Consider the following 23,583-nt stretch of genomic DNA (forward strand, 5'->3'; position numbering starts at 1 on the left):
CACGATGCGCTAGGGTCGTCAGGTCGGAGGCGAGCGCTAAACAGTGCTTGGCTCCGGCACTTCCTGCCGAAGGATCTTGAGCCGCTCCGCCTCCTGCAGGCGATAGTGGCGCTGCAGATCGGTGACGTAATCGCGCACGATAGGGGCCGCGTCGCGCTTGCGCGCGAGCTGCATATGGAACACCAGCTGGCTGCCCGATGTGAACATCGTCTCGGCGCTGATCAGATAGAACTCGAACATCCGGCAGAAGCGCTCGTCATACATGGCTGCGATCTTGTCGCGATTGGCCTCGAAACGTCGGTGCCAATGATTGAGCGTCTTCGCATAGTGCAGCCGCAGGAATTCGAGATCCGTCACCCACAGGCTGTTCTGCTCGACAACCGGGAAGACTTCCGAGAGTGCCGGTGAGTAGGCTCCCGGAAAGATGTATTTGCGTAGCCATGGGCTCGCGGTGCCGGGCGGGCTCATCTTGCCGATGGAATGTAGCACCATCAGCCCGTCGTCCTTGAGAAGCGCGTTGATCTTGGCAAAGAACTCGCCGTAGTGGTGGACGCCCACATGCTCGAACATGCCGACCGAGACGATACGATCGAAGCGGTTTTCGACCTTGCGGTAATCGAGCAGTTCGAACCGCACGCGATCCGCAAGGCCCGCCCGCCGCGCCTTCTCGTTGGAAAGCGCGTGCTGTTCCTTCGAGAGAGTGACGCCGGTGACGTCCACGTCCTCCATGGCGGCGAGATAGAGAGCAAGGTCGCCCCAGCCGCTGCCGATATCGAGGATCTTCAGGCCAGGCTTCAGCTGCAGCTTCGAGGCGAGAAGGCGGAGCTTGTTCTGCTGCGCCTCTTCCAGCGTGTCGTCGTCGTGGATGAAATAGGCGCAGGAATACTGCATGCCCTTGTCGAGGAAGAGTTTGTAGAAGTCGTTGCCGAGATCGTAGTGGTGCGCCACGTTCTTCTCGGCCTGTCCCACGGGATTGGCCTGCTGGAAGCGTTTCACGCCACGCGATATCCGTTTCAGGACGCTTTGGAGCGGGTAGGTCGCCAGCGACGACCGATTGAGGGAGAAAAGCGTCAGGAAATCCCGGATCGTGGAGCCGTTCTCGAAGCTCATGCGCCCGTCCATATAGGCTTCGCCGGCGTGAAGCTCGGGATTGAGGAAGAGCTTGTGATAGAGTGAGCGGTCCGTGAGCCGCATCGTGACCTTAGGCTCCGAGGTCCCGGCGAAGACATGCTCCTTCCCATCCGCATCGATCACCTTGAGTGTGCCGGTGCGCACGAACGCTTTCAGCATGTGGGAAAGAGGAAACATCGCGACCTCGAGCAGCTTTCGACTGGGCGCGATGGTTCCACAGTTGCAGACGCATGGCTAGGGGGCATTTCCCCAGCGTTATTTCTGGCCCTCCGCCGTCATTCCGGGACAGCGCGGAGCGCTGGGCCCGGAACCCATAACCGTCAGCGACTCCGGATAGAAAGCTGCGATCTCCGTCGTCACTCTCCCAAGGCGTTAGCGGCTATGGATTCCGGGCCCTCGCTGCGCTCGCCCCGGAATGACAGGCGGTTGCGGGTTTCCCGCTTTGCGTGAGTTTAGCCCATCGCCTCTACAAAACTATCCAGCACCATCTTCCGTCCAGCCTTGTCGAATTCGACGGTGAGCTTGTTGCCGTCCACAGCCTCGATGGTTCCGGGGCCGAACTTGGTGTGGAGCACACGGCCGCCGATGGAAAAGCCGGAGCCGCCGGTGGACTTCGCCACCAGCTCCCCTTCAATCATCATTGATCCACGCCGATCGCCCGAGCGGCGGGCTGAGTAGCCACCGTCCTCGGTTGCAGTCCGGTGCGCCTGGGCGCGCTGCCAGCCAGGGGTTTGATAGGAGGAGCCGCTGAACGGGGCCATGCGGTCGAACCGGGAGCCGCCACCGAAGCCGCCGCCATAGGAGAAGTTGGCCGGGGCTTCGAGGATCTCCACGTCCCTTTCGGGCAGATCGTCGATGAAGCGGCTTGGAATGGTGGAGTTCCAGAGGCCGTGGATACGGCGGTTGGAGGCAAAGTAGATCTTGGCGCGGCGCCGGGCTCGCGTGAGGCCCACATGGGCGAGGCGGCGCTCTTCTTCGAGACCTGCGCGCCCACTCTCGTCGAGGGCCCGCTGGTTCGGGAAAAGACCTTCCTCCCATCCGGGCAGGAAGACCGTGTCGAATTCCAGCCCCTTCGCAGCGTGGAGCGTCATCAGGCTCACACGCTCGGAGGTATCGGACTCGTTTGCTTCCATGACGAGGGACACATGTTCCAGGAAGCTCTGCAAGTCCGGGAATTCCTCCATGGAGCGCACGAGCTCCTTGAGGTTTTCTAGCCGCCCCGTCGCGTCCGCCGATTTGTCCTTCTGCCACATCTCGGTGTAGCCGGACTCCTCCAGGACCACCTGCGCCACTTCGGACTGCGTCATGGTCTCCGAGAGCTTCGACCAACGGCCGAAGGAGATCAGGAGATCGCGCAAGGTCGCCCTCGGCTTCGGCTTCAATTCGTCGGTTTCGACGATGAAGCGGGCCGCCTCAAGAAGCGGCACGCGGGCCGCGCGGGCATGATTGTGCAGAACCTGAATCGTGGCATCGCCCAGGCCGCGCTTTGGCACGTTGACGATGCGCTCGAAAGCGAGATCGTCCGCGGGCTGATTGACGACGCGCAGATAGGCGAGAGCATCGCGGATTTCCGCGCGCTCGTAGAAGCGCGGGCCGCCAATCACACGATAGGGGACGCCGAGCGTCACGAGCCGGTCTTCGAGTTCGCGCATCTGGGCGGAGATACGCACCAGGATGGCGACTTCCGACAGGGGATGGCGTTTGGCCTGAAGCGCCTCGATCTCTTCGCCGACAAGCCTTGCCTCGTCTTCCGAGTCCCAGGCGCCAGTGATCGAGACTTTCTCGCCCGGCTCGTCCTCCGTGCGCAATGTCTTGCCGAGGCGGCCCTGATTCTTAGCGATGAGGCCGGAGGCGGCGGAGAGAATATGCGCGGTCGAGCGGTAGTTTCGCTCGAGGCGGATCACGGTCGCGCCGGGAAAATCGTGATCGAAGCGCAGGATGTTGTCGACCTCGGCTCCGCGCCAGCCATAGATCGACTGGTCGTCGTCGCCGACGCAGCACAGGTTCTTGCGCGCCTGGGCCAGCAGCCGGAGCCAGAGATACTGGGCGACGTTGGTGTCCTGGTATTCGTCGACCAGCATGTAGCGGAAGCGGTTCTGGTACTGCTGAAGGACGTCGGGATGTTCACGCCACAGGCGCAGGCACTCCAGCAGCAGATCGCCGAAATCCACGGCGTTGAGAGTTTTCAGGCGTTCCTGATAAGCCCGGTAGAGCTTGCCGCCGCGGCCATTGGCGAAGGCGCCGGCCTCTCCCGCCGGGACTTGGTCCGGACCGAGGCCGCGGTTCTTCCAGCCGTCGATGATCCCGCCGAGCTGCCGGGCGGGCCAGCGCTTCTCGTCGATGCCTTCTGCCTCGATCACCTGCTTCATGAGCCGAAGCTGATCGTCGGTGCCGAGGATCGTGAAGTCCGACCGGAGGTCGACGAGCTCCGCGTGGCGGCGCAGGATCTTGGTGCCAATGGAGTGGAAGGTGCCGAGCCACTGCATGCCCTCGGCCACGGGGCCGATCAAGGAGGCGACGCGCTCGCGCATCTCCCGGGCGGCCTTGTTGGTGAAGGTCACGGCCAGGATGTCGAAGGGACGCGCTTTGCCGGTGGCGATCAGATGGGCGATGCGTGTCGTGAGCACCCGCGTCTTGCCGGTGCCGGCGCCTGCGAGGACCAGGACAGGGCCCTCTGTGGCTTCTACCGCCGCCCGCTGCTCTAGATTGAGTCCGGAAAGATAGGGCGATTGCGGGGCAACGGCTGCACGGGCGCGAGCGCTTAAGGAGCCAGCGGCCGGCTCTCTCGCGTCGTCGTACGGCTCGGGTCTGGATTCAGGCTGATTCATCCGGGCGACCATGGATCAAAAGGCGAACGGCGTCGAGCCTGTAAAGGCGACGATGCTGCCGCAGGCGGAACTTCGTTGTCGAGAAAGGCGTCAGAACCCATATGGTTATTATCGGCCCCGAAAGGAATGGAATATGTGTCGTGTCATGAAGGCTGCCGTTTCCTTGAGCGTGGCTTTGATGCTCGCTGTACCGGCCGTCGCACAGACGCGGCTGCCGCGCACGAGCCCGGCGGAGCGGCGGGTGCAGGAACTCAATCGGAACATGCAGCTTGAGCAGCGCTTCCAGCGCTCCGAGCAGCAATATCAGTTCAACAACAACCAGTTGCAGCAGAGCATCGACCGACAGCGCGTTTTCTCCAACCCGTCGCCTCCGGCGCGGATCGGGACGTGCCCGGCAGGCTCGGTCGGCTGCTAGGCCGTTTGCGCAGCTAGTGGCAGGTTCCCGAGGCTCGCAGAGGTTCGCGCAGCGGGCTTGATGCCTCGGACCTGCCGGGAATTCCCATGATGCGGCCGAGCGCCTGGGGCGTGGCGAGGCGGGAATGGGTCGCCTTCATGATGGCGAGATTGGCCAGAATGTCATCCGGGAAGGGGGCGACCTTGCGGGTCTTCATGTCCACGTGAAGGCTCAGGCCCTCGGCCGTGGCCGAAAGCCAGCCCTCCGTCGCATGACGGATTTCCATATAGAAATGAAGGCGCTTCTCATCGAAATCGATGAGCTGGAGTGTCACGCGGACGGTGTCCCTCATGCGCAGTTCGCGCTTGTAGAGCGTATGTGTTTCCGCCGCAAAGAACGATGCGTTCCGCTCCTCCAGATATTCCTGTCCGAGGCCGACGAGTCCGAAAGCCTCCTCGACCGCACGGTCGAAGAGCACATGGTAATAGGCCATGTTCATATGGCCGTTGTAGTCGATCCAGCTCGGCTGGACGCGCATCGTCGACGATACGAACGGAGCAAAGAAGAAAACGGGCGCGCGCTCGTCCATGATCAGCCTTCTCCTCCGACCTCGATCATGACCCGCGCCTCCTCACTGCGCAACACTAACACATTTCCCGCGACGATCCAGAGGCTTACGGCGTCATTCTCACGCAGAGTGTTGCCTTTGCAACGGTTCTGGTAGTCATGAGACAAGTCAGCATCGCAACCGGACCTGAAGCACCGATGAACGCTCTCCAATCGTCCCGCCGCACCAAGCCCCCTGAAGCCGCCGTGGCTTCTCTTCTGGACACGCTCCTGAAGCGGTTCGGCAATCAGGTTGCGACGTCCGAGGCGGTCCGTGAGCAGCATGGCCATACCCTGACCTGGACCAAGAACCAGCCGCCGGATGCCGTCGTCTATCCACGCACAACCGAGGAAGTGTCCGACATCGTCAAGCTCTGCCTGAAGCACGACGTTCCGGTCATCCCCTTCGGAACCGGCACATCGCTGGAGGGACACGTCAACGCGCCCTATGGCGGCGTCTGCGTGGATATGAGCCTGATGAAACGCATCATCGTGGTGCACGACGAGGATCTCGACTGTGTCGTCGAGGCTGGGGTCACGCGCAAGGAGCTGAACGAGCATCTGCGCGACAAGGGCCTGTTCTTTCCCATCGACCCCGGCGCGGATGCCTCCATCGGAGGCATGGTGGCGACGCGCGCCTCCGGCACCAATGCGGTCCGCTACGGCACCATGAAGGACGCTGTTCTTTCTCTGACGGTGGTAATGCCGGACGGGGAGATCGTGAAGACCGCGAGCCGCGCGAAGAAGAGTTCAGCCGGCTACGACCTGACGCGCCTGTTCGTCGGCTCCGAGGGAACCCTCGGGATCATCACTGAAATCACCCTGAAGCTTCACGGCATTCCCGAGGCGATCTCTGCCGGTATCTGTCCTTTCCCTAGCGTTAAGGCAGCCTGTGACGCGGTCATCATGACGATCCAGTCGGGAATTCCGGTTGCGCGGATCGAGCTTCTCGACGAGCTGCAGGTGAGGGCGGTCAACGCCCATGCCAAGCTCACGTTGCCGGAAAGCCCGCTGCTCTTGCTCGAATTTCATGGCTCCGAGGCGGGGGTAAAGGAGCAAGCGGAGCGGTTCGGCGAGATTGCCACGGAGTTCTCTGGCGGCCCGTTCGAATGGGCGACGAAGCCCGAGGAGCGCTCGCGTCTCTGGCAGGCGCGCCACGATGCCTATTGGGCGGCTCGCGGCCTGCGGCCGGGCGCGCAATCGGTTGCGACGGACGTGTGCGTTCCGATCTCGCGGCTTGCCGAATGCGTCGACGAAACGAAGCGCGACATCGTCGAGAGTGGTCTGATCGCCCCCATCGTCGGCCATGTGGGCGATGGAAACTTCCATGTTCAACCGCTTGTGAATATGGACGATCCGGCGGAAGTGGCGGCTTGCGAGGCTTTCGTGGATCGGCTCGTGCGGCGGGCGCTCGCCATGGAAGGCACCTGCACGGGCGAGCATGGGGTCGGCCAGAAGAAGATGAAATATCTCGAAATCGAGCATGGACCGGCGGCACTGGCCCTCATGCGTACCTTGAAACAGGCTGTGGACCCGAGCAACATACTGAATCCAGGCAAGATTATTGCGTTTTGACGGTGGATGGAAAGGCTGATCCGCTCCCGCTATTTTTGCCGGTGAGATAAAGAACTTGAGACGACACGGAGAAAAGGCCGCCTCTTGCGCGACATCCTGACGATTATCGCATCCATCGTGATCCTGATCCTGGCGGTCGCCGTGGCAGCGCCTCCCTTCGTCGACTGGGAAGCCCATCGCGGCTCCATCGATCACCTGATCTCGCGCGCGTCCGGGACCGAAGCCCATACGGAGGGCCGGATCGCCGTGCGCATCCTGCCGTCGCCGCGGCTGCGCTTCGACCGGCTGAGGCTCGGCGGCAAGACGCCGGATTCTCCCTCCCTTACCGCCGACTTCGTCTGGGCGGAGCTGGCGCTGACGCCACTGATGCGGGGCGAGGTGCGCTTTACGGAGACCCGGATCGGCCGCGCCGATATCCGCGTGCCGGTAGCACCGGACGGTAGCTGGCGCGTGCCGCAGGATCTTGCCGGAGGCAGCGCTCGGGCACGGGAATTCGCCATCGACAGTCTCAAGGTCGCTCAGCTCCTCGTGACGACCCAGACGCCGACGACGGGTCGTACCGATCAGGCCTATGCGGAAAACGTCTCCATCGAAGGTCAGAAGCTCATTGGCCCCTGGCGTGTCGAAGGGACGACAGCGGGCGTCCCGTTCCGGCTCGTGACCGGCGAGCTGGCACCGGACAAGACGGTCCTGCTCCGTTTGTCCGGGGGCGGCGATATCTTCCCGCGCTTCGACGTCGATGCAAAGCTTGCTCTCGAAGGCGACAATCCCGCTGCTCCGACGCCCAGCCTTGCCGGAAAGGCCAAGGTCCTCTTCGGTCCTCCGGCTCAGGTAGCGGCCGCCGGCATTCCCATTCCCATCGCCATTGAGACGGAGTTCAAGGCCGGTGGAGGAACGGTGGCGCTCAATCCGGTTTCCCTCGAAGCCGGGGAGGGCGGAGCGAGCCTGAGGATGACCGGCGAGGGGAGCGTTCAGCTCAACGATCCCCGGATCTCCCTGAAGCTCGAAGGTCGACGCCTCGATGCGGACAGTTTCATCCTGTCTCAAAACGGCCAGGATTTCAAAAGCCGTCTGGCTGAATGGTCAGTCCCGCGCATCTCGATCCCGATCGATCTCGATCTGAGGCTCGACAGCATTGGGCTTGGCCAAGACGATCTGTCGAACGCGGTGCTGCGCGTATCCCTCGAAAAGGGAGAGGCGAAGGTCGACCGCATCGAGTTTCGGGCGCCCGGCGACACGCGCGTCGCGATGGAAGGCGTCGTGGGGCTGAGCACCAGGGGCGGAGCCGACGGCAAGGTCGCGCTGGCATCGAACGTGTCCGATCGCTTCGCACGCTATCTCGACCGCCTCGGGATCCGTTCGCCATTCCTCAAGATCCTCGATGGCCGGCCCCTCGAGGTGTCTTCCGATGTCGCGTTCTCGAATCCGTTGCTGTCCTTGAGCCGCATGCGCGTGAAGACAGGCGATGCGATCATGACAGGTAACCTGCGCTACACGGCTCCCGAGAACAACGGACGCGGCAAGCTTGAGGCGCAGGTCGGCATCCAGAACCTCAATCTCGATCAGCTGCCGCGTGTCTCCAGCGTCTTCGAGGCGACGCAGAATCTGGACGTCGGCTTCATTCTCGAAGCCCGCAATGTCCAGGCCGGAACGAGGCCCGGAGCGGGTCGCATTACGGCCCGGATTCTTTCCGACGGCCCGGCCCTTCTGGTCGAATCTCTCGACATCGTCGATCTCGCCGGCGCCAATGCGCGCGTGAGCGGGCGGATTGCGCCTGACGGCTCAGGTCGCATCGCCGGCAAGGTCACGGCCCAACGCGCCTCGCCCCTGGTCGATCTCCTGGGCAGCGTCTGGATCGGCGGGATCTCGAAATTGGTGCCTTATTTCCTGCGCGAGGGTGACCTCAATCTCGACGTAGTGACCGAACGGGTGGCACCGGCGCCGAATTCCAACGAGTTGCGCCTGCGCACTACGGCCAAGGGGACCGCTGCCGGAGGCAGTTTCCTCGGCTCGGTCGATTCTCTCGACGGGCGGACCGAAAACCTCGACGTAACGCTCGCGACGGAGAATACGGGGCGCTGGGTCAACCGGCCGACCGTTGCGTCCCTGAACCGCCCCTCCCAGGTCAATCTGCGCGGCACGCGCGTCAGTTCGGGCCAGTTCAACGTCACGCTCGCGGGCGATGTCGGCGGCGTCAAGGTCACGACGAAGCGGCCCTTCACGCTCAGCGCCGACGACGATGTGGTTGACAGCGGCGAAGCCGAAATCGCGACCGCCGACATTGCGCCGTTCCTGCTTCTTCTCGGAGACGGGTCCGGCATCGCCTCGCCGATTCCCGTGGAGGGACGGATCACCCTCGGGCGCGAGCGCGATGCGTCGCTTCTTTCGGTCTCCGGACAGGTGGCCAAAAGCAACCTTCAGGCGCGGCTCGCGGTGCGGTCCCGTTCGGATATCACAGGCGATGTATCCCTCGACCGGTTGTCGCTTCCCTGGCTCGTGACGACTCTCGCGCTCAATACGCCGCCTAGTCCGGATGCGAACGCCATCTGGTCAACGGCGCGGTTCGGCCAGAGTGCACGGCTTGTGACAGGTGGCCAGGTGGTGTTCAGGGCAGCCAATCTCGATCTCGGGCGCGGCCTGCTCGGAACGCGGGCCAGTTTCACCACCGAGGCAACGACGGACGGCGTGACGATCCGCGACTTCGAGGCGCTGATCGGCGGCGGGCGCGTCGCCGGATCGACGACCATCACGCGCCAAGGCGCTCTCGCTTCCGTTGTCGGCGAAGGATCCCTGACGGATGTCCCCCTTGCCGCCCTCGGTGGCGCGACGCCGTTCGAGGCGCGTTTGTCCGGCTCACTCAAGTTCGGAGCTGCAGCCGACACGATGGCGGGCTTGGTGGCCAATCTTGGTGGCGCCGGTGAATGGCGCATCACGAACCTTCGCATTCCGGATACGGACCCGTCAGCGTTCGACAAGGCCCTGAAGCGATTGCTTGCAGAGGATGAGCCGTTGGTGGCGGGCAAGGCCGAAATGGCCCTCGGTGCGGAACTCAGTCGCGCACCCATGTCGGCGCCGAACGTCGCGACTTCGGCAGCCCTTGTTTCGGGCGCACTGCGCCTTTCTCCCTTTGCATTCCAGACCAACGCGGCCGCGTTTCAGGGCGCCGTCAGCTATGACCTGAAGTCACTGGCCTTCGAGGCGCGAGGTTCGCTCACCGCAAAGAATTCACCGCCCGGCTGGGTCGGGGCGCCGCCCGCCATCGGGCTGACTTGGCGCGGCTCCCTGGCTGCACCCGTGCGCGAGATCGATGCCGGTCCCTTCCGTAATGGACTTGCAGCCATCGTGCTGAAGCGGGAGCTTGAGAAGATCGAGGCCTTCGAAAAGGCTCAAGCGGAGCGGCAGCGTCAGATCCAGGCACAGCAGGAGGCCGAGCGCCGCGCCAAGGCCGCAGCCGAGGAGGCTGCGCGTCAGGCCAAGGCCAAGGAAGAAGCAGAGCGCGCCCGGATCGAGGCCGAGCGCATTCAGTCGCAGCAGCAGAACGATCCGAATGCGGCTCTGCCGCCTCCGGACGCCTCGCCCTTCGTGATGCCGCCCCTGACCCCGCCGCTCGAGATCAGTCCGCCGCCGGCGATCAATGTTCGTCCGGGCGGCTAATGCCGTTCCTGACGCTTTGGAGCACGAAGACGCGAATGGCGGAGGACAGGTTCTGCTCGCCGCGTTCGGCGTCGATGCGGCCGATCAGGGCTTGAACGGAAAGGGAGCGCCCCGCTGCGATCTCCCGCAGCGCGTCCCAAAAAGGCTCTTCCAACGAAATGCTGGTGCGATGCCCTGCGATCGACACGGAGCGCTTGAGGATTCCGGCGCCCATGTCAGGGCTTGTCCTCGTCGCGCTTATGTCCGTCGAGCCGGCGTTCGCTTAAGGTCTTCTCGGCTTCCGTCCGGTCCCGGTCGGCCTTGGTCCGGCCGAACAGGATGCGATTTTCGGCGGCGCGGGCTTCCTTGTCGGCCCGCGCCTTGCGTTTGCGCGCCTGGCGCAGATTGACGATCTCCGCCATCGGCGCGTCTCCGGCTAGCCTGGGGCCAGCATGGTCTCGGCGCGCACGACCGCATCGAAATCGGCCTCGGACACGCCAGCCTTCAACGCCTCTTCCTTGAGGGTTGTGCCGTTCTTGTGCGCCGCCTTGGCGATGGCGGCCGCCTTGTCGTAGCCGATCGTCGGGGCCAGAGCGGTCACGAGCATCAGGGAGCGCTGCATCAGGTCGTTCAGGCGCTGATGATTCGGCTCGATGCCGACCACGCAATTGTCCGTGAAGCTGACGGCGCCGTCCGCCAGGAGGCGGATCGATTGCAGCACGGCGTTGACGATCACCGGCTTGAACACGTTGAGCTCGAAATGGCCCTGGCTGCCCGCGAAGGTCACCGTGGTCTGATTGCCTGCCACCTGGGCACAGAGCATCGTCAGCGCCTCGGCCTGGGTCGGGTTGACCTTGCCCGGCATGATCGACGAACCGGGCTCGTTCTCCGGCAGCGAGATCTCGCCGAGGCCCGAGCGCGGGCCGGAGCCCATGAGACGGATGTCGTTGGCGATCTTGAACAGACCGGCAGCGAGGCTCGACAGCGCACCCTGGGTGAAGATGAGCGCATCGTGGGAGGCGAGCGCCTCGAACTTGTTCTCCGCCGAAGTGAAGGGCAGGGCGGTGAGGTCCTTCACCTTCGCGGCGAAGCGTTCGGCGAATTCCGGATGGGCGTTGAGGCCCGTGCCGACGGCCGTGCCGCCCTGGGCGAGGGCATAGACGCCTGGCAGAGTCGCTTCGATGCGGGCGATTCCGAGTTCGACCTGCTTCGCGTAGCCCGAGAATTCCTGGCCCAGAGTGACCGGGGTTGCATCCTGAAGATGGGTGCGGCCGATCTTGACGATGTCCTTGTAGGCCTTCGCCTTGTCGTCCAGGGCCTTGTGCAGGTGCTTGAGGGCGGGCAGGAGGCGGTCGTTGATCTCGCGCGCCACGGCGATGTGCATGGCGGTCGGGAACGAGTCGTTGGAGGACTGGCCCATATTGACGTGGTCATTCGGATGCACGGGCTTTTTAGAGCCACGCGTGCCGCCGAGACGCTCGATGGCGAGGTTCGACAGCACCTCGTTCATGTTCATGTTGGACTGCGTGCCCGAGCCCGTCTGCCACACCACGAGGGGAAACTCGTCGTCATATTTGCCCTGGACCACGTCTGCGGCAGCGTTGGCGATCGCCTCGGCGAGCTTCGGATCGAGCTTGCCCAAGTCCTTGTTCACGAGCGCAGATGCCTGCTTCACGATGGCGAGAGCGTGGACGAGGGGAATCGGCAAGCGCTCGCCGCCGATGCGGAAGTTCTGGATCGAGCGCTGGGTCTGAGCACCCCAGAACTTGTCGGCGGGAACTTCGATGGGGCCGAAGGTATCTGTTTCCGTGCGGGTTGAGGGCGACATCCTAACCTCTTTAGATGGGGGATCGTGTTCTTATCTCAAGTTTTCCAGCCCGCAACAGCGAACGAGCATGACGGCATGGCAAATTCTGTCACGAACACCCCGGAGACGCCGCTCTTCTACCCTCCTGCTCCGCGGCCACGGACCGAGCCGATGGGATTGCTGTCCTTTCTGCTCGCCGTTCGCCGCAATCCCCTCACGACCTGGATGGACAAGCATTTCGAGGAGCCGGTTATCACCGGAGACGGGGTGCTCGGGCGCATGACCGTCGTCAATGACCCCGTCATCATCCGGCATGTCCTCGTCGACAATGCTGCGAATTACCGCAAGGACGACCTGCAGATCCGCGTCCTGGCCCCCGGCCTGGGGCGGGGCCTTCTGACGGCCGAAGGGGAGGATTGGAGGCTGCAGCGGCGAACCCTGGCACCGCTTTTCACGCCGCGCACGGTGGCCAGCTTCCTTCCTGCCATGGTGGAGGCGGCGGATCGTCTCGTCCGGCGCTGGCAGCGCCGCCCGAACGGTCGGATCGTTGATGCATCCGTCGAGATGACCCGCATCACCCTCGACGTCCTGGAGCGCACGATCTTCACGAAAGGCGCCACTTGGGACCCGGATGCCCTCGCGGGCGCGATCAGCCGGTATTTCGAAGGGATCGGCCGGGTCGACCCCATCGACATCTTCGGATTTCCCGATTGGGTTCCGCGGATCGGCCGGCTCAGGGCAAGGCCCGCCATTCGGTTCTTCGAGCAGCTGGTCAACGAACTGATCGAGGCCCGCCGCGCCTTGCTGGCCCGGGGGGAACCGGCACCGCACGACCTTCTGACGCTCCTTTTGCAGGCCTCCGATCCCGAAACCGGGAGAGGACTGAGCGATGAGGATGTGCGGGCCAACATCGTCACTTTCATCGGGGCCGGGCATGAGACCACGGCGAACGCCCTGTCCTGGTCGCTCTATCTCCTGTCCCAGGATCCGAAGTCTCGCGCACGCATCGAAGAAGAGGTGGATCGGGTTCTTGGCGACGGACCGATCATGTTCGACCATCTAGAGCGCCTGGTCTTCACCCGCGCCGTTCTCGACGAAACACTCCGGCTCTATCCGCCTGCGCCATATCTGAGCCGGGCGGCCATCGCGGAGGACCGCATCGGTTCGCTGCCCATTCCTGCAGGATCGGTCGTGACGGTCGCGCCATACGTGCTTCACCGGCATCGAGGGCTCTGGGAGGCGCCCGATGCCTTCAATCCGGAGCGTTTCCTGCCGGAGAATCGGGACCGCATCGACCGCTTCGCCTATCTGCCGTTCGGAGCCGGCCCGCGTGTGTGCATCGGTGCGAGCTTCGCCCTCCAGGAGGCCACCATCGTCCTCGCCAGCGTGGTCCGGGCTGTCCGGCTCGATCTCATGCCTGGTCATGAGGTCCGGCCCGTGCATCGCGTCACCCTGCGGCCAGAGGGAGGCCTCCCGATGCGACTGACGCATCGAAAGACGCTGCCGTCACGATCCGCCGCCGCATCGGCCTGATCGCGCTTGGCATTCAAGGCCTCGTCCGGCAGGTTGGCGAGACATCGCCGCGCGTTTTTGCAAGCCGTTGAAATAATTTTGGGCAGGATGTCGAAATCGACCGGTCTCGTGCATCTATCCTGTGAAACGGCGCCATGCCCGGCGGCTGTGTGAAGGGGGACAGACCCATGCAATACGCTTTGCTGCTCTATGAAGACGAAACGATCTACGGCTCTGACCGGTCGGGACCGGCCGTCAAGGATCTGCTCGCGAAACACGTGGCTCTGCGCAACGAACTCGGACCGCAGCGGCTCTTCAGCTCCGGCCTGAAGCCGACGGAGATGACGACCACGGTCAAAATCGCCGAAGGCAACAGGACCGTGCACGATGGCCCGTTCGCGGAAGCGCGTGAGCAATTGGCGGGCCTCTACGTCGTTGACGTGCCGGATCTGGACGCTGCCATCGCCGTCGCGAAGAAGTTTCCGCTTCTCAAGAACGGCTCCATCGAGATCAGGCCGCTGCTCGGCGCCGCGTGATGATGCGCGAGGCGCTGACGATCGCGGTCCGGACGGCGCAGCCAAGAATCGTTGCGGCATTGGCTGTACGCTTCCGCGATCTCGATCTTGCCGAAGAGGCCTTCGCCGATGCGTGTCTGCGCGCGGCGGAGGTCTGGGAGCGCGACGGATCGCCATCGGACAGCGCCGCGTGGCTCTATCGTGTCGCGGAGCGCTTCGCCCTGCAGATCCTGCGCGCGCGGCGCATCCGCGGAGGACTGCTTCCGGACGCGCCCGATCCTGAACCCACGGTGGAGGCAGCCATGTGCGATGACGCGAGCCTGATTCCCGATGATCGGTTGCGCCTGATCTTCGTGTGCTGTCATCCGGCCGTGGCGGCCGAGAGCCGTGCTGCTCTCACGCTGCGCCTCATCTGCGGGTTGTCCACCGGCGAGATCGCCCGCGCCTTCCTCGTTCCGGAGCCGACATTGGCGCAGCGGCTCGTGCGGGCGAAGCGCAAGATTGCCGAGGCTGGGATTCGTTTCGAAGTGCCGGAGCCGGCCGCGTGGCCGGAGCGTCTGGAAGCGGTTCTGAGCACGCTGGAGGTGGCTTATGCACGTGCGCATGAGGATGCAGCGGGGACCGGCTCCCATGCAGGTTTCGCATCCGAAATGCTCGGGCTGACCGCTCTGTTGTGCGAGCTACTGCCCCGCGATCCCGAGGTGGCGGCTTTTGCCGCGCTGGTCCGTTATGCCGAGGCGCGCCGACCGGCGCGAGTCGACGGGGAAGGAATCATGATTCCGCTTTCCGAGCAGAATCCTGCCCTCTGGGACCGCTCCCTGATTGGCGAGGCGGACGCCTATCTGGAACACGCCTTTTCCATCGGATCGGCGGGTGCTCGTGGCGTGCAGGCAGCCCTTCACGGGGCGTGGTGCTCTCGCCTTACACATGATGATCCGCCGCCTTGGCCCGAGATCTTGAAACTCTACGATCGCCTGCTGATGTTTCGCGACGATCCCTTCGTACGGCTCAATCGCGCCGTTGCGGTCGCGGAGGTATACGGCGCCGCGATGGCATTGGCGGATATCGAGGTGCTCGATGCGGCGCGGCTGGAAGGTTTTGCTCCCTATCACGCCGTGCGGGCCGATTGTCTGCGGCGCCTCTCGCGCACGAAGGAAGCCATTGCTGCCTACGATACAGCGCTCGCGCTTGGTTCGTCGCAGGCGGAGAAATTATGGCTGCAGAGACGGAGAGACGAGCTCCGCTGAACCGTGCTTACACGACAGGCGTCTGCGTCGGGAATCTCAGTTCTTCTTGCGGAATGAGTCGAGGCTGACCACCTGGGCTCCGCTGTCGCCGGCTTTCGATTCGTCGGGCTTGGCCGGCTCGGCAGCGTCCGGCGGTGATGTCTCACCCTTGGCGGCGGGTTTCTTCTCGTCCGCCTTTTTGCTGCCTGACGCGAAAGTGGCTTTCGGGCGCTTCAATTCGACGGGCTGCGCCTCGCCAGTGCGGACTGGCGCCGGCTGGGATGGCTCCTCTTCGATCTCCTCCTCGCCTTCGGCGGCGAACTTGAGGCCGAACTGAACCGAAGGGTCGAAGAAGCCCGTCAGCGCGTCGAAGGGAATCAGCAGCCGCTCCGGAACGCCGGAGAAAGACAGACCGATCTCGAAAGTATGTTCCGTGATGTTCAGGTCCCAGAACTGATGCTGGAGGACGATCGTCATCTCCTGCGGATATTTTTCACGCAGGCGGTTCGAGAGCCTTACGCCAGGAAAATCGGTCTGGAACGAGATGTAGAAATGGTGCTCACCCGGCAAACCGTCCTTGGCCGCATCGATCAAAACTTTGCGCACTACGCCTTTCAGCGCGTCCTGCACAAGAAGATCATAACGGATCAGGTCTTTACCGGCCATGAGGGAGCCCTTGAGGAATAAGAGAGTGGAGGCTTCTGTTGCCAGGTGCCTCCGAACCCCGCCTAACGGTGCTACCCGCTAGGGCTTTGAATCGGCTTTAGAAGCTGCTTACGCAGCCACCGCAACCGGAGCATAGTTGTCGTTGGCAACTATTGAATCGGCCCGATAACGGCGGAACCATGCCGAGCGAAAGTCTATCCTTTACGCCCTCGTCGATCCTATTTCGCCCCCGTCGAAACCCAGGCCGTGCCTGGGCTTTGGTGGAGGCGCCGGGTACCGCCCCCGGGTCCGATGGGTTTATTTCGATAGCCGTTTATCGCCATAGCCAACCTCGCGGCTGGCGCCCCCAATATAGGAAAGCCGAATGCATTTTGAAAGAGCGGGGGACAAGTTCTAAGAGGACGAAATGCGCCCTCGGAACGATCGGTCGGCTTGGCGTATAGAAAGACGAGGAGCATTTCATGCAGGCCTATCACGATCTTCTCCGGCGTGTCCTGGATGAGGGAGTCCGCAAGGACGACCGGACGGGAACCGGGACCCTTTCTGTCTTCGGGCACCAGATGCGTTTCGATCTCAGCCAGGGCTTTCCGCTGGTCACGACGAAGAAGCTGCACCTGCGCTCCATCGTGCATGAACTGCTCTGGTTCCTGAAGGGTGACACCAATATCGGCTATCTGAAGGAGAACGGTGTCACGATCTGGGACGAATGGGCCGACGAGAACGGTGATCTCGGTCCAGTCTACGGCAAGCAATGGCGCTCCTGGGCGAAGCCTGGCGGCGGCACGGTCGACCAGATCCAATGGGTCCTGGATGAGATCCGCCGCAATCCCGATTCGCGCCGCCTGATCGTGTCTGCTTGGAATCCGGCAGATCTCGACAAGATGGCGCTGGCGCCGTGCCACTGCCTCTTCCAATTCTATGTGGCCGAAGGGCGGCTTTCGTGTCAGCTCTATCAGCGCTCGGCGGACGTCTTCCTCGGTGTGCCGTTCAATATCGCATCCTACGCGCTGCTGACGCATATGATGGCGCAGGCGACAGGGCTGCAGCCCGGCGATTTCGTGCATTCCTTCGGGGATGCGCATCTCTATGTGAATCATCTCGAGCAGGCGCGTCTGCAGCTGTCGCGGGAGCCGAAACCCCTGCCGAAATTGCGTCTCAACCCGGCGGTGCGCTCGCTCTTCGATTTCACTTTCGACGACATCGTCATCGAGGATTATGATCCTCATCCGGCCATCAAGGCCCCCGTCGCTGTGTAGCCTCCATGAACAGGCGCGAATTCATCGAAAGCGCCGTCAGGATCCTCGCTCCGCGCATTCCGCGCCATGAATTCGAGGCGGTGACCGACCATGCCCTTGGCAGCCGCGGTCTCCATACGGCGACGCCGGAGACAGCGGCATGGCTGTCCATCGTCTCCTATATCCGCCATCGGCTGACCGAGTATGACGAGCTTCTCGACGACGGCTATGATGTCGACAGCGCGCGCTTTTTCGTGCTCGACGACATGAACGGTGTCCTGGAAGAGTGGGGCTCCCCGCGCCGTATCAAGCCCGAGGACGAGCCGGATTGAGGCTCGACAGGGCCTGCAAGCTTGGGCACAACCCTTCCCATGACACTGACGATCCGCAAGGCCGAAGCGCCGGACGCTTCTCTGATTCTCACCTTCATCCGTGAGCTGGCCGCGTATGAGCGTCTCGCTCACGAGGTCGACGCCACGGAGGAGGATCTTTCCGCGGCTTTGTTCGGGCCGCAGCCGCGCGTCTTCGCCGATATCGCCGAGTGGGACGGGGAACCGGCAGGCTTTGCCCTATGGTTCTACAATTTTTCCACCTTCCGAGGGCGCCACGGGATCTATCTCGAGGACCTGTTCGTCAGGCCCGACTTCCGGTCCAAAGGCATCGGGAAAGCTCTGCTGCAACACTTGGCCCGGCGCTGTCTTGCGGAGAAGCTTCCGCGCCTCGAATGGTGGGTCCTCGACTGGAACGAGCCGGCCCTGCGCTTCTACCGTTCCATCGGTGCGGCTCCGATGGACGAATGGACCGTGCAGCGCGTGACGGGCGAGGCGCTGGAGAGGTTGGCGGGTAGGGCTTTCGCACCTAGGACATCGATTGAATAGGACAGAATGCCATGACCCTTCCTCTCATTCTCGTGGTTGCCGTTGCCGACAACGGCGTGATCGGACGCGACAATCGCCTGCTCTGGCGCCTGCGGACCGACCTCCGCCGGTTCAAGGAGCTGACCTGGGGCAAGCCGATGATCATGGGACGAAAGACGTTCCAGTCCATCGGCAAGCCGCTGCCGGGGCGGGAGACCATTGTTCTGACCCGGGACCCGGGCTTCGCCGTCGAGGGCGTGCATGTGGCAAGGACCTGGGACGAAGCCCTCGCGAAGGGTGAGGAAATTGCCGTGCGCATGGGAGCAGATGCGATCGCCGTGGCCGGCGGCGCGGAGATCTATGCTCTCGCCCTTCCGCTCGTGAAGCGAATCCATCTGACGGAAGTTCACACGGCTCCGGACGGGGACGCGACTTTTCCGGCTTTCGATCGTTCTGCATTTACGGAAATGCGGCGCAGCGACCACCCGAAAGCCGGGGACGACGAGCATCCGTTTACCTTTATCGATCTGGAACGCCGTTCACGATCCTGCCAAGGTTGACGAAAGCCGCCGCAATCCCCAAGTCGCAGCCTTGACAGGCGGGAGAAAGACCAACCACAACCGCCTGATGTCCATCGGCTTAGACGGCCGGTCTTTTCAGAGTGAGGAAAGGCGACCATGCCTTGGAGTAACCAAAGCGGCGGCGGGCCCTGGGGCCAGCGCGGAGGATCGGGAGGCGGCAAGAGCCCATGGGGTTCCGGCGGCCAACAGGGCAATGGAGCGCCCCCCGACCTTGAAGATATTCTGCGCCGCGGCCAGGACCGGCTGAAGGATTTCATGCCCGGCGGCTCGATAGGCGGCGGCAAGGGGCTGCTTGTCCTCATTCTCGGCGCCATCATCATCTGGCTGCTGACGGGAATCTATACGGTTCGGCCGAATGAGGTCGGAATCAACATGAGGCTGGGCCGGTTCACGGGCGCCTCAGGCGAAGGCTTGAACTACAACTGGCCCTATCCGATCGGCCGAGTGATCAAGCCGAATGTTACGGAGCAGCAACGTATCGAGGTCGGCTACCGCTCGACCCCATCGGGTCAGGGGCGCGCTCGTGACATCCTGGAAGAGAGCCTGATGCTCACCGGGGACGAGAACATCATCGACATCGATTTCGACGTGGTCTGGCAGGTCAATCCGGCCCGTCCTCAGGACTTCGTCTTCAACCTTCAGAACCCCGAGGGGACGATCAAATCCGTAGGCGAGAGCGCCATGCGCGAGGTCATCGGCCGCCGGAAGATCCAGAACGTCCTGACCACGGAGCAGGCCAGCGTCGCTCAGGAAGTGCGCCAGATCATGCAGACGACCCTCGACGCCTATGGCGCCGGTGTCCTCGTCAACGTGGTGCAGCTCCAGGCCGCTCAGCCGCCAGCCGAGGTGCGCCAGGCCTTCTTCGATGTGAACGCCGCCCAGCAGGATGCCGTCCGCGTCCAGAACGAGGCCGAGACCTTTGCAAGTCGCGTCGTGCCCGAGGCCCGCGGTGACGCAGCTCGGACAGTGCAGCAGGCGGAAGCCTACCGCGAACAGGCGGTTGCAGACGCAACCGGTCAGGCCTCGCGCTTCAGCCAAATCTACGAAGCCTACAAACTGGCACCTGCCGTCAGCCGGGAACGCATGTTCCTGGAGACTATGGAGCGGGTCATGAACGGGGTCGACAAGGTGATCATCGATCAGAACGGGCAGGGGATCGTTCCCTACCTGCCGCTCACGCAACTGCCGCGTCCGCCGCAGCCTCAGGGCCAAGGCGCCGCCACCGGTCAGCAGGGAGCCACGCGATGAACAGCCCAGCCCTCCGGACGGGTCTCATCATCCTCCTGGCGATCGCCGCGATCGCGCTCTACAGCTCGATCTTCATCGTGCAGCAGACCCAGTATGCTCTCGTGCTGCGCTTCGGCGCCGTGCAGTCGGCTCTGCGTGAGCCCGGACCTTACTTCAAGGTCCCGATGATCGACACGGTCACCTATTTCGACAAGCGTGTCCTCGATCTCGACCTGCCGGTCCAAACCATCCTGTCCGCAGACCGGCAGAACCTCGAGGTCGACGCCTTTACCCGCTATCGGATCGTCGATCCGCTCAAGTTCTATCAGGCGGTCGGCAGCATTCCGCTCGCCAATCAGCGCCTCGCCAGCTTCACCAATTCGGTGATGCGTAACGTGCTCGCCAGCGCCTCCCGCGACGCTATCGTCCGCACGGATCGCAGCCAATTGATGCAGCGCATTCAAGAAGATGTGAACCGGCAGGCGCAGAGCCTCGGCATCGAGATGATCGATGTGCGGCTCACCCGGGTCGACCTTCCGGCCGCTAACAGTCAGGCCGTCTACCAGCGGATGCGCACCGAGCGCGAACGTGAGGCGGCGGATCTGCGGGCCAACGGCCAGCAGCAGGCGCAGACGATCCGCGCCCGCGCCGAGCGCGATGCCACGGTCATTCGGGCTGAGGCCAATCGCCAATCGGAGGAATTGCGCGGTAAGGGCGATGCGGATAGGAATCGTATTCTGGCTGACGCTTTCAGCCAGGATCCGGACTTCTTCGCCTTCTTCAGGTCGCTGCAGGCGTACGAGACCGGTCTCAAAGGAGAAACCCGCCTCGTGCTGAGCCCGAATTCCGATTTCTTCCGCTACTTCAACGATCCGGCAGGGCGCTCCAAGAGCGGTCAGGCTCCCGTTCCGCCGGCCCAGCCGGCGCCAGCACAATAAGCTCTGATGCTGGATCTCGTCGCAGCCCTCGGCCTCGCTCTCGTGGTCGAGGGCATTCTATTTGCGGCTTTCCCTGACGGTATGCGCCGCGCCATGTATGAGGCTGCCCACAGCCCGAGCGACCGGATGCGCCTTGTCGGCATCGTCTCGGCGATTGTCGGACTCGGCATCATCTGGGTCATTCGGCAGTTTGGATGACGGATTCAGCCCCTCTTCCGCCGCAATCCGCGCTTGAATGGCGAAACAGAGGGACAATCTATAGCCACAGCTCTCCAAGAGAGGATTTTCAATGACCCAAGCCATGAACGCACTGGCGCCCTCGCAGACCGTGCGTCCCACGCGCCTGTCGCGCAGGCTGGCCGCGTCCTGCTTTGCCGTCGTCACTTTCGTCGCAACCGCTCTTCCAATGGCGGCACAGGCCCGATCAGCGCCTGAATCCTTCGCAGACCTTGCGGACGAGGTGACGGGTGCCGTCGTCAACATTTCGGCTTCGACCACAGTTGAGGCCAAGAACCGGACCCTGCCGCAGCTGCCGCCCGGCACTCCCTTCGAAGATCTGTTCGAAGAGTTTTTCAATCGCCGAGGGCAGGGCAACGGCAATGGCAATGGCGACAATCCGCTTCCGCGGCAGCGCCGGTCGAACTCCCTCGGCTCCGGCTTCGTCATCGACGCATCCGGCATCGTGGTGACCAACAACCACGTCATCGGCGACGCCAACGAGATTACGGTGATCTTCTCCGACGGCACGCGCCTGAAGGCGGACATCATCGGCAAGGACAGCAAGGTCGATCTCGCCGTTCTCAAGGTGAAGTCGGACAAGCCTCTCAAGGCGGTGAAGTTTGGCGATTCCGATGCGCTCCGCCCTGGCGACTGGGTGATGGCGATCGGCAATCCCTTCGGCCTCGGCGGCTCCGTCACGGCCGGCATCGTTTCGGCCCGCGGCCGCAACATCGATTCCGGTCCCTATGACAACTACATCCAGACCGATGCGGCCATCAACAAGGGCAACTCGGGCGGGCCGCTGTTCAACATGAACGGCGAAGTGGTCGGCATCAACACGGCGATCCTGTCGCCTACGGGCGGATCGGTCGGCATTGGCTTCGCGGTGCCGGCGTCGACGGCGGCTCCGGTCATCGATCAGCTTCGCCAGTTCGGCGAGACGCGTCGCGGCTGGCTCGGCGTGCGCATCCAGAACGTGGATGACGCCACCGCAGAGGCCTTGAACCTTGGCTCGGCCAAGGGCGCTTTGATCGCCGGCATAGACGATAAGGGACCGGCAAAGCCCGCAGGACTCGATGTCGGAGACGTGATCACCCGCTTCGACGGCAAGGATGTGAAGGATTCCCGCGATCTGCCGCGCATCGTTGCCTCGACCCCCGTTGGCAAGACGGTGGACGTGGTGGTCGTGCGCAAGGGCAAGGAAGAGACCAAGCAGGTCACCCTCGGCCGTCTTGAGGATGGCGAGAAGCAGGCGAACCTCCAGCAGCCCTCGACCGACACACCGACAGTCACCAAGCAGGCCCTTGGCCTCGAGCTTTCGGGCATGACGGACGAATTGCGCCGCCGCTACGGCCTGAAGGATGGTCAGAAGGGCGTGGTCATCACCCGCGTCGATCCGAATTCCACGGCCGCCGATAAGCGGATCCAGCCGGGAGAAGTGATCGTCGAGGTCGGACAGGAGCCGGTCTCCACCCCCGCCGATGTGACAAAGCGGATCGACACCATCAAGTCCCAGGGGCGCAAGTCGGCGCTTCTCCTCGTCGCGAACACCCAAGGCGAAGTCCGCTTCGTGGCTCTGTCCATCGAGTGACGAAGAGGTTCATGATTATAAAGAAGGGCAGCTTTGGGCTGCCCTTTCCACTTGTAGCACCGTCCCGTACCGCCGCTCTGGTGGTGTGCGAGCAGATCTCACGACAAGCGACAGAAGCGTTCCGTCAGTTCTCGACGAAGTCTTGGTCTCGATATCCCTGCGCGTAGAGGAGCGCGGTCAGATCACCATAGTCGATCCGAGCATGGGCGGCTGCCGCAACGGCAGGTTTGGCGTGAAACGCGACGCCAAGACCTGCCTCGCCGAGCATGGCGAGATCGTTGGCGCCGTCGCCGACCGCCATGGTGTCGGCATGGGAGAGTCCGAAACGGTCGCGCAGCTCGATCAAGGTGGCGAGCTTCGCCTCTCGTCCGAGGATTGGTTCCTCCACCTTCCCGGCGAGCATCTCGTCTGCGACGATCAGATGGTTGGAGCGGTGCTCGTTGAAGCCGATCTTGGCGGCAATCGGGCCCGTGAAAAGGGTGAAGCCGCCCGACACGAGACAAGTATAGGCTCCGTTCGCCCGCATGGTCTGGACCAGAGCAGGACCGCCAGGGGTCAGGCTGATGCGGCTCGCGATGATTTCGTCGACCACCTTCACGGGAAGATTCTTGAGGAGCGCCACACGTTCACGGAGCGCCGGCTCGAAGGCGATCTCGCCGCGCATGGCACGCTCGGTGATCTCTGAGACCTCCGTTTTCAGCCCGACGAAATCGGCCAGCTCGTCGATGCATTCCTGGCCGATCATGGTGGAATCCATGTCCGCGAGGAAGAGGAGCTTGCGCCGATTTGCGAGGGGTTGGACGATGATGTCGATAGGCGCATCGCCGAGGGCGTCGCGCAGGATCGCCTCGATCACTGTCCTCTCACGGCCTCCCGGAAGGATCAGGTCCGCCGCGATTCCGCTTGCCAGGACGGCCGGTTCCGTTTCTTGTCCCAGCGCCTTGGCCGCCGTCGCGAGGATCGTCCCGGTGAGGACGGGACGGTCGGGATTGGCGACGAGCGTCGCGACGAGATCGGAAGGAGCAGTCATCGTGGAGACCGG

22 protein-coding genes and 1 other RNA gene are annotated in these 23,583 nt (G+C 63.4%); 14 read left to right on the forward strand and 9 right to left on the reverse strand.

Features of this window, described 5'->3' with window-relative positions:
• Nucleotides 1–36 precede the first annotated feature (36 nt).
• Nucleotides 37–1,308 (reverse strand): SAM-dependent methyltransferase, encoded by a 1,272-nt coding sequence (locus K9B37_RS02880; RefSeq protein ID WP_224311300.1) that lies wholly within the window; start codon nt 1,306–1,308, stop codon nt 37–39.
• Between the two features lie 275 nt (nt 1,309–1,583).
• Nucleotides 1,584–3,959 (reverse strand): ATP-dependent helicase, encoded by a 2,376-nt coding sequence (locus K9B37_RS02885; RefSeq protein ID WP_224311301.1) that lies wholly within the window; start codon nt 3,957–3,959, stop codon nt 1,584–1,586.
• A 133-nt stretch (nt 3,960–4,092) separates the two neighbouring features.
• Here K9B37_RS02885 and K9B37_RS02890 point away from each other — a divergent pair, with 133 nt between their 5' ends.
• Nucleotides 4,093–4,374: a hypothetical protein gene (locus K9B37_RS02890; protein ID WP_224311302.1), complete on the forward strand. Its 282-nt coding sequence runs from the start codon at nt 4,093–4,095 to the stop codon at nt 4,372–4,374.
• Between the two features lie 13 nt (nt 4,375–4,387).
• On the opposite strand, the gene K9B37_RS02895 is transcribed toward K9B37_RS02890, so the two are convergent.
• Nucleotides 4,388–4,942: a thioesterase family protein gene (locus K9B37_RS02895; protein WP_224311303.1), complete on the reverse strand. Its 555-nt coding sequence runs from the start codon at nt 4,940–4,942 to the stop codon at nt 4,388–4,390.
• 176 nt (nt 4,943–5,118) lie between these two features.
• Here K9B37_RS02895 and K9B37_RS02900 point away from each other — a divergent pair, with 176 nt between their 5' ends.
• The gene (locus K9B37_RS02900; protein WP_224311304.1) at nt 5,119–6,534 is read left to right on the forward strand and encodes an FAD-binding oxidoreductase; all 1,416 of its coding nucleotides are present in this window, start codon (nt 5,119–5,121) and stop codon (nt 6,532–6,534) included.
• Nucleotides 6,535–6,618: 84 nt separating this feature from the next.
• A complete protein-coding gene (locus K9B37_RS02905; RefSeq protein ID WP_224311305.1) occupies nt 6,619–10,188 on the forward strand; it encodes an AsmA protein in 3,570 nt (1,189 codons plus the stop codon).
• Here the strand turns inward: K9B37_RS02905 and K9B37_RS02910 are convergent.
• The 3 genes from K9B37_RS02910 to fumC are packed head-to-tail and all read right to left on the reverse strand — an operon-like array spanning nt 10,166 to nt 11,995.
• Nucleotides 10,166–10,402: a ribbon-helix-helix domain-containing protein gene (locus K9B37_RS02910; protein ID WP_224311306.1), complete on the reverse strand. Its 237-nt coding sequence runs from the start codon at nt 10,400–10,402 to the stop codon at nt 10,166–10,168. The genes K9B37_RS02905 and K9B37_RS02910 overlap by 23 nt on opposite strands.
• Nucleotide 10,403: 1 nt before the next feature.
• Entirely contained in the window at nt 10,404–10,589 is a 186-nt protein-coding gene (locus K9B37_RS02915; RefSeq protein WP_224311307.1) for a DUF4169 family protein, read from the reverse strand.
• 14 nt (nt 10,590–10,603) lie between these two features.
• Entirely contained in the window at nt 10,604–11,995 is a 1,392-nt protein-coding gene (gene fumC, locus K9B37_RS02920) for a class II fumarate hydratase (protein ID WP_224311308.1), read from the reverse strand.
• 75 nt (nt 11,996–12,070) lie between these two features.
• Between fumC and K9B37_RS02925 the strand changes: the two genes are divergently transcribed.
• The 3 genes from K9B37_RS02925 to K9B37_RS02935 all read left to right on the forward strand — a co-directional run bounded on the left by K9B37_RS02925 (nt 12,071) and on the right by K9B37_RS02935 (nt 15,248).
• Nucleotides 12,071–13,507 carry a cytochrome P450 gene (locus tag K9B37_RS02925; protein WP_224311309.1) on the forward strand — a complete coding sequence of 479 codons (1,437 nt, stop codon included), beginning with the start codon at nt 12,071–12,073 and terminating at the stop codon, nt 13,505–13,507.
• 167 nt (nt 13,508–13,674) lie between these two features.
• On the forward strand, nt 13,675–14,022 hold the full coding sequence (locus tag K9B37_RS02930; RefSeq protein ID WP_224311310.1) for a YciI family protein: 348 nt from the start codon (nt 13,675–13,677) through the stop codon (nt 14,020–14,022).
• Nucleotides 14,022–15,248 (forward strand): RNA polymerase sigma factor, encoded by a 1,227-nt coding sequence (locus K9B37_RS02935; RefSeq protein ID WP_224311311.1) that lies wholly within the window; start codon nt 14,022–14,024, stop codon nt 15,246–15,248. Before K9B37_RS02930 ends, K9B37_RS02935 begins: the two co-directional genes overlap by 1 nt.
• Nucleotides 15,249–15,284: 36 nt before the next feature.
• Here K9B37_RS02935 and K9B37_RS02940 read toward each other — a convergent pair whose 3' ends face one another.
• Nucleotides 15,285–15,893, reverse strand: coding sequence for an SspB family protein (locus K9B37_RS02940; protein ID WP_224311312.1), 609 nt, complete (start codon nt 15,891–15,893; stop codon nt 15,285–15,287).
• 24 nt (nt 15,894–15,917) lie between these two features.
• Nucleotides 15,918–16,274: a transfer-messenger RNA gene (ssrA, locus tag K9B37_RS02945) on the reverse strand.
• An 80-nt stretch (nt 16,275–16,354) separates the two neighbouring features.
• Between ssrA and K9B37_RS02950 the strand changes: the two genes are divergently transcribed.
• From K9B37_RS02950 to K9B37_RS02985, 8 genes are all read left to right on the forward strand, one after another.
• Nucleotides 16,355–17,149, forward strand: coding sequence for a thymidylate synthase (locus K9B37_RS02950; RefSeq protein WP_224311313.1), 795 nt, complete (start codon nt 16,355–16,357; stop codon nt 17,147–17,149).
• Nucleotides 17,150–17,154: 5 nt separating this feature from the next.
• Complete coding sequence (locus tag K9B37_RS02955) at nt 17,155–17,460, forward strand: DUF2293 domain-containing protein (RefSeq protein ID WP_224311314.1); 306 nt, start codon at nt 17,155–17,157, stop codon at nt 17,458–17,460.
• Nucleotides 17,461–17,499: 39 nt separating this feature from the next.
• Nucleotides 17,500–18,006 carry a GNAT family N-acetyltransferase gene (locus K9B37_RS02960; RefSeq protein WP_224311315.1) on the forward strand — a complete coding sequence of 169 codons (507 nt, stop codon included), beginning with the start codon at nt 17,500–17,502 and terminating at the stop codon, nt 18,004–18,006.
• A gap of 11 nt (nt 18,007–18,017) precedes the next feature.
• Nucleotides 18,018–18,545: a dihydrofolate reductase gene (locus tag K9B37_RS02965; RefSeq protein ID WP_224311316.1), complete on the forward strand. Its 528-nt coding sequence runs from the start codon at nt 18,018–18,020 to the stop codon at nt 18,543–18,545.
• Between the two features lie 117 nt (nt 18,546–18,662).
• Nucleotides 18,663–19,814, forward strand: a complete 1,152-nt coding sequence (gene hflK / locus K9B37_RS02970) for an FtsH protease activity modulator HflK (protein WP_224311317.1) — start codon at nt 18,663–18,665, stop codon at nt 19,812–19,814.
• Complete coding sequence (hflC, locus tag K9B37_RS02975) at nt 19,811–20,731, forward strand: protease modulator HflC (protein WP_224311318.1); 921 nt, start codon at nt 19,811–19,813, stop codon at nt 20,729–20,731. The genes hflK and hflC overlap by 4 nt, the downstream gene beginning before the upstream one ends.
• Before the next feature lie 6 nt (nt 20,732–20,737).
• A complete protein-coding gene (locus K9B37_RS02980; protein WP_224311319.1) occupies nt 20,738–20,929 on the forward strand; it encodes a DUF2065 domain-containing protein in 192 nt (63 codons plus the stop codon).
• 91 nt (nt 20,930–21,020) lie between these two features.
• Entirely contained in the window at nt 21,021–22,541 is a 1,521-nt protein-coding gene (locus K9B37_RS02985) for a DegQ family serine endoprotease (protein ID WP_224311320.1), read from the forward strand.
• Between the two features lie 124 nt (nt 22,542–22,665).
• Here K9B37_RS02985 and serB read toward each other — a convergent pair whose 3' ends face one another.
• Entirely contained in the window at nt 22,666–23,571 is a 906-nt protein-coding gene (gene serB, locus K9B37_RS02990; protein ID WP_224311321.1) for a phosphoserine phosphatase SerB, read from the reverse strand.
• Nucleotides 23,572–23,583: the final 12 nt, after the last annotated feature.

This window comes from Microvirga puerhi, assembly GCF_020089865.1.
In the GTDB taxonomy this organism is placed as follows: Bacteria; Pseudomonadota; Alphaproteobacteria; order Rhizobiales; family Beijerinckiaceae; genus Microvirga; species Microvirga puerhi.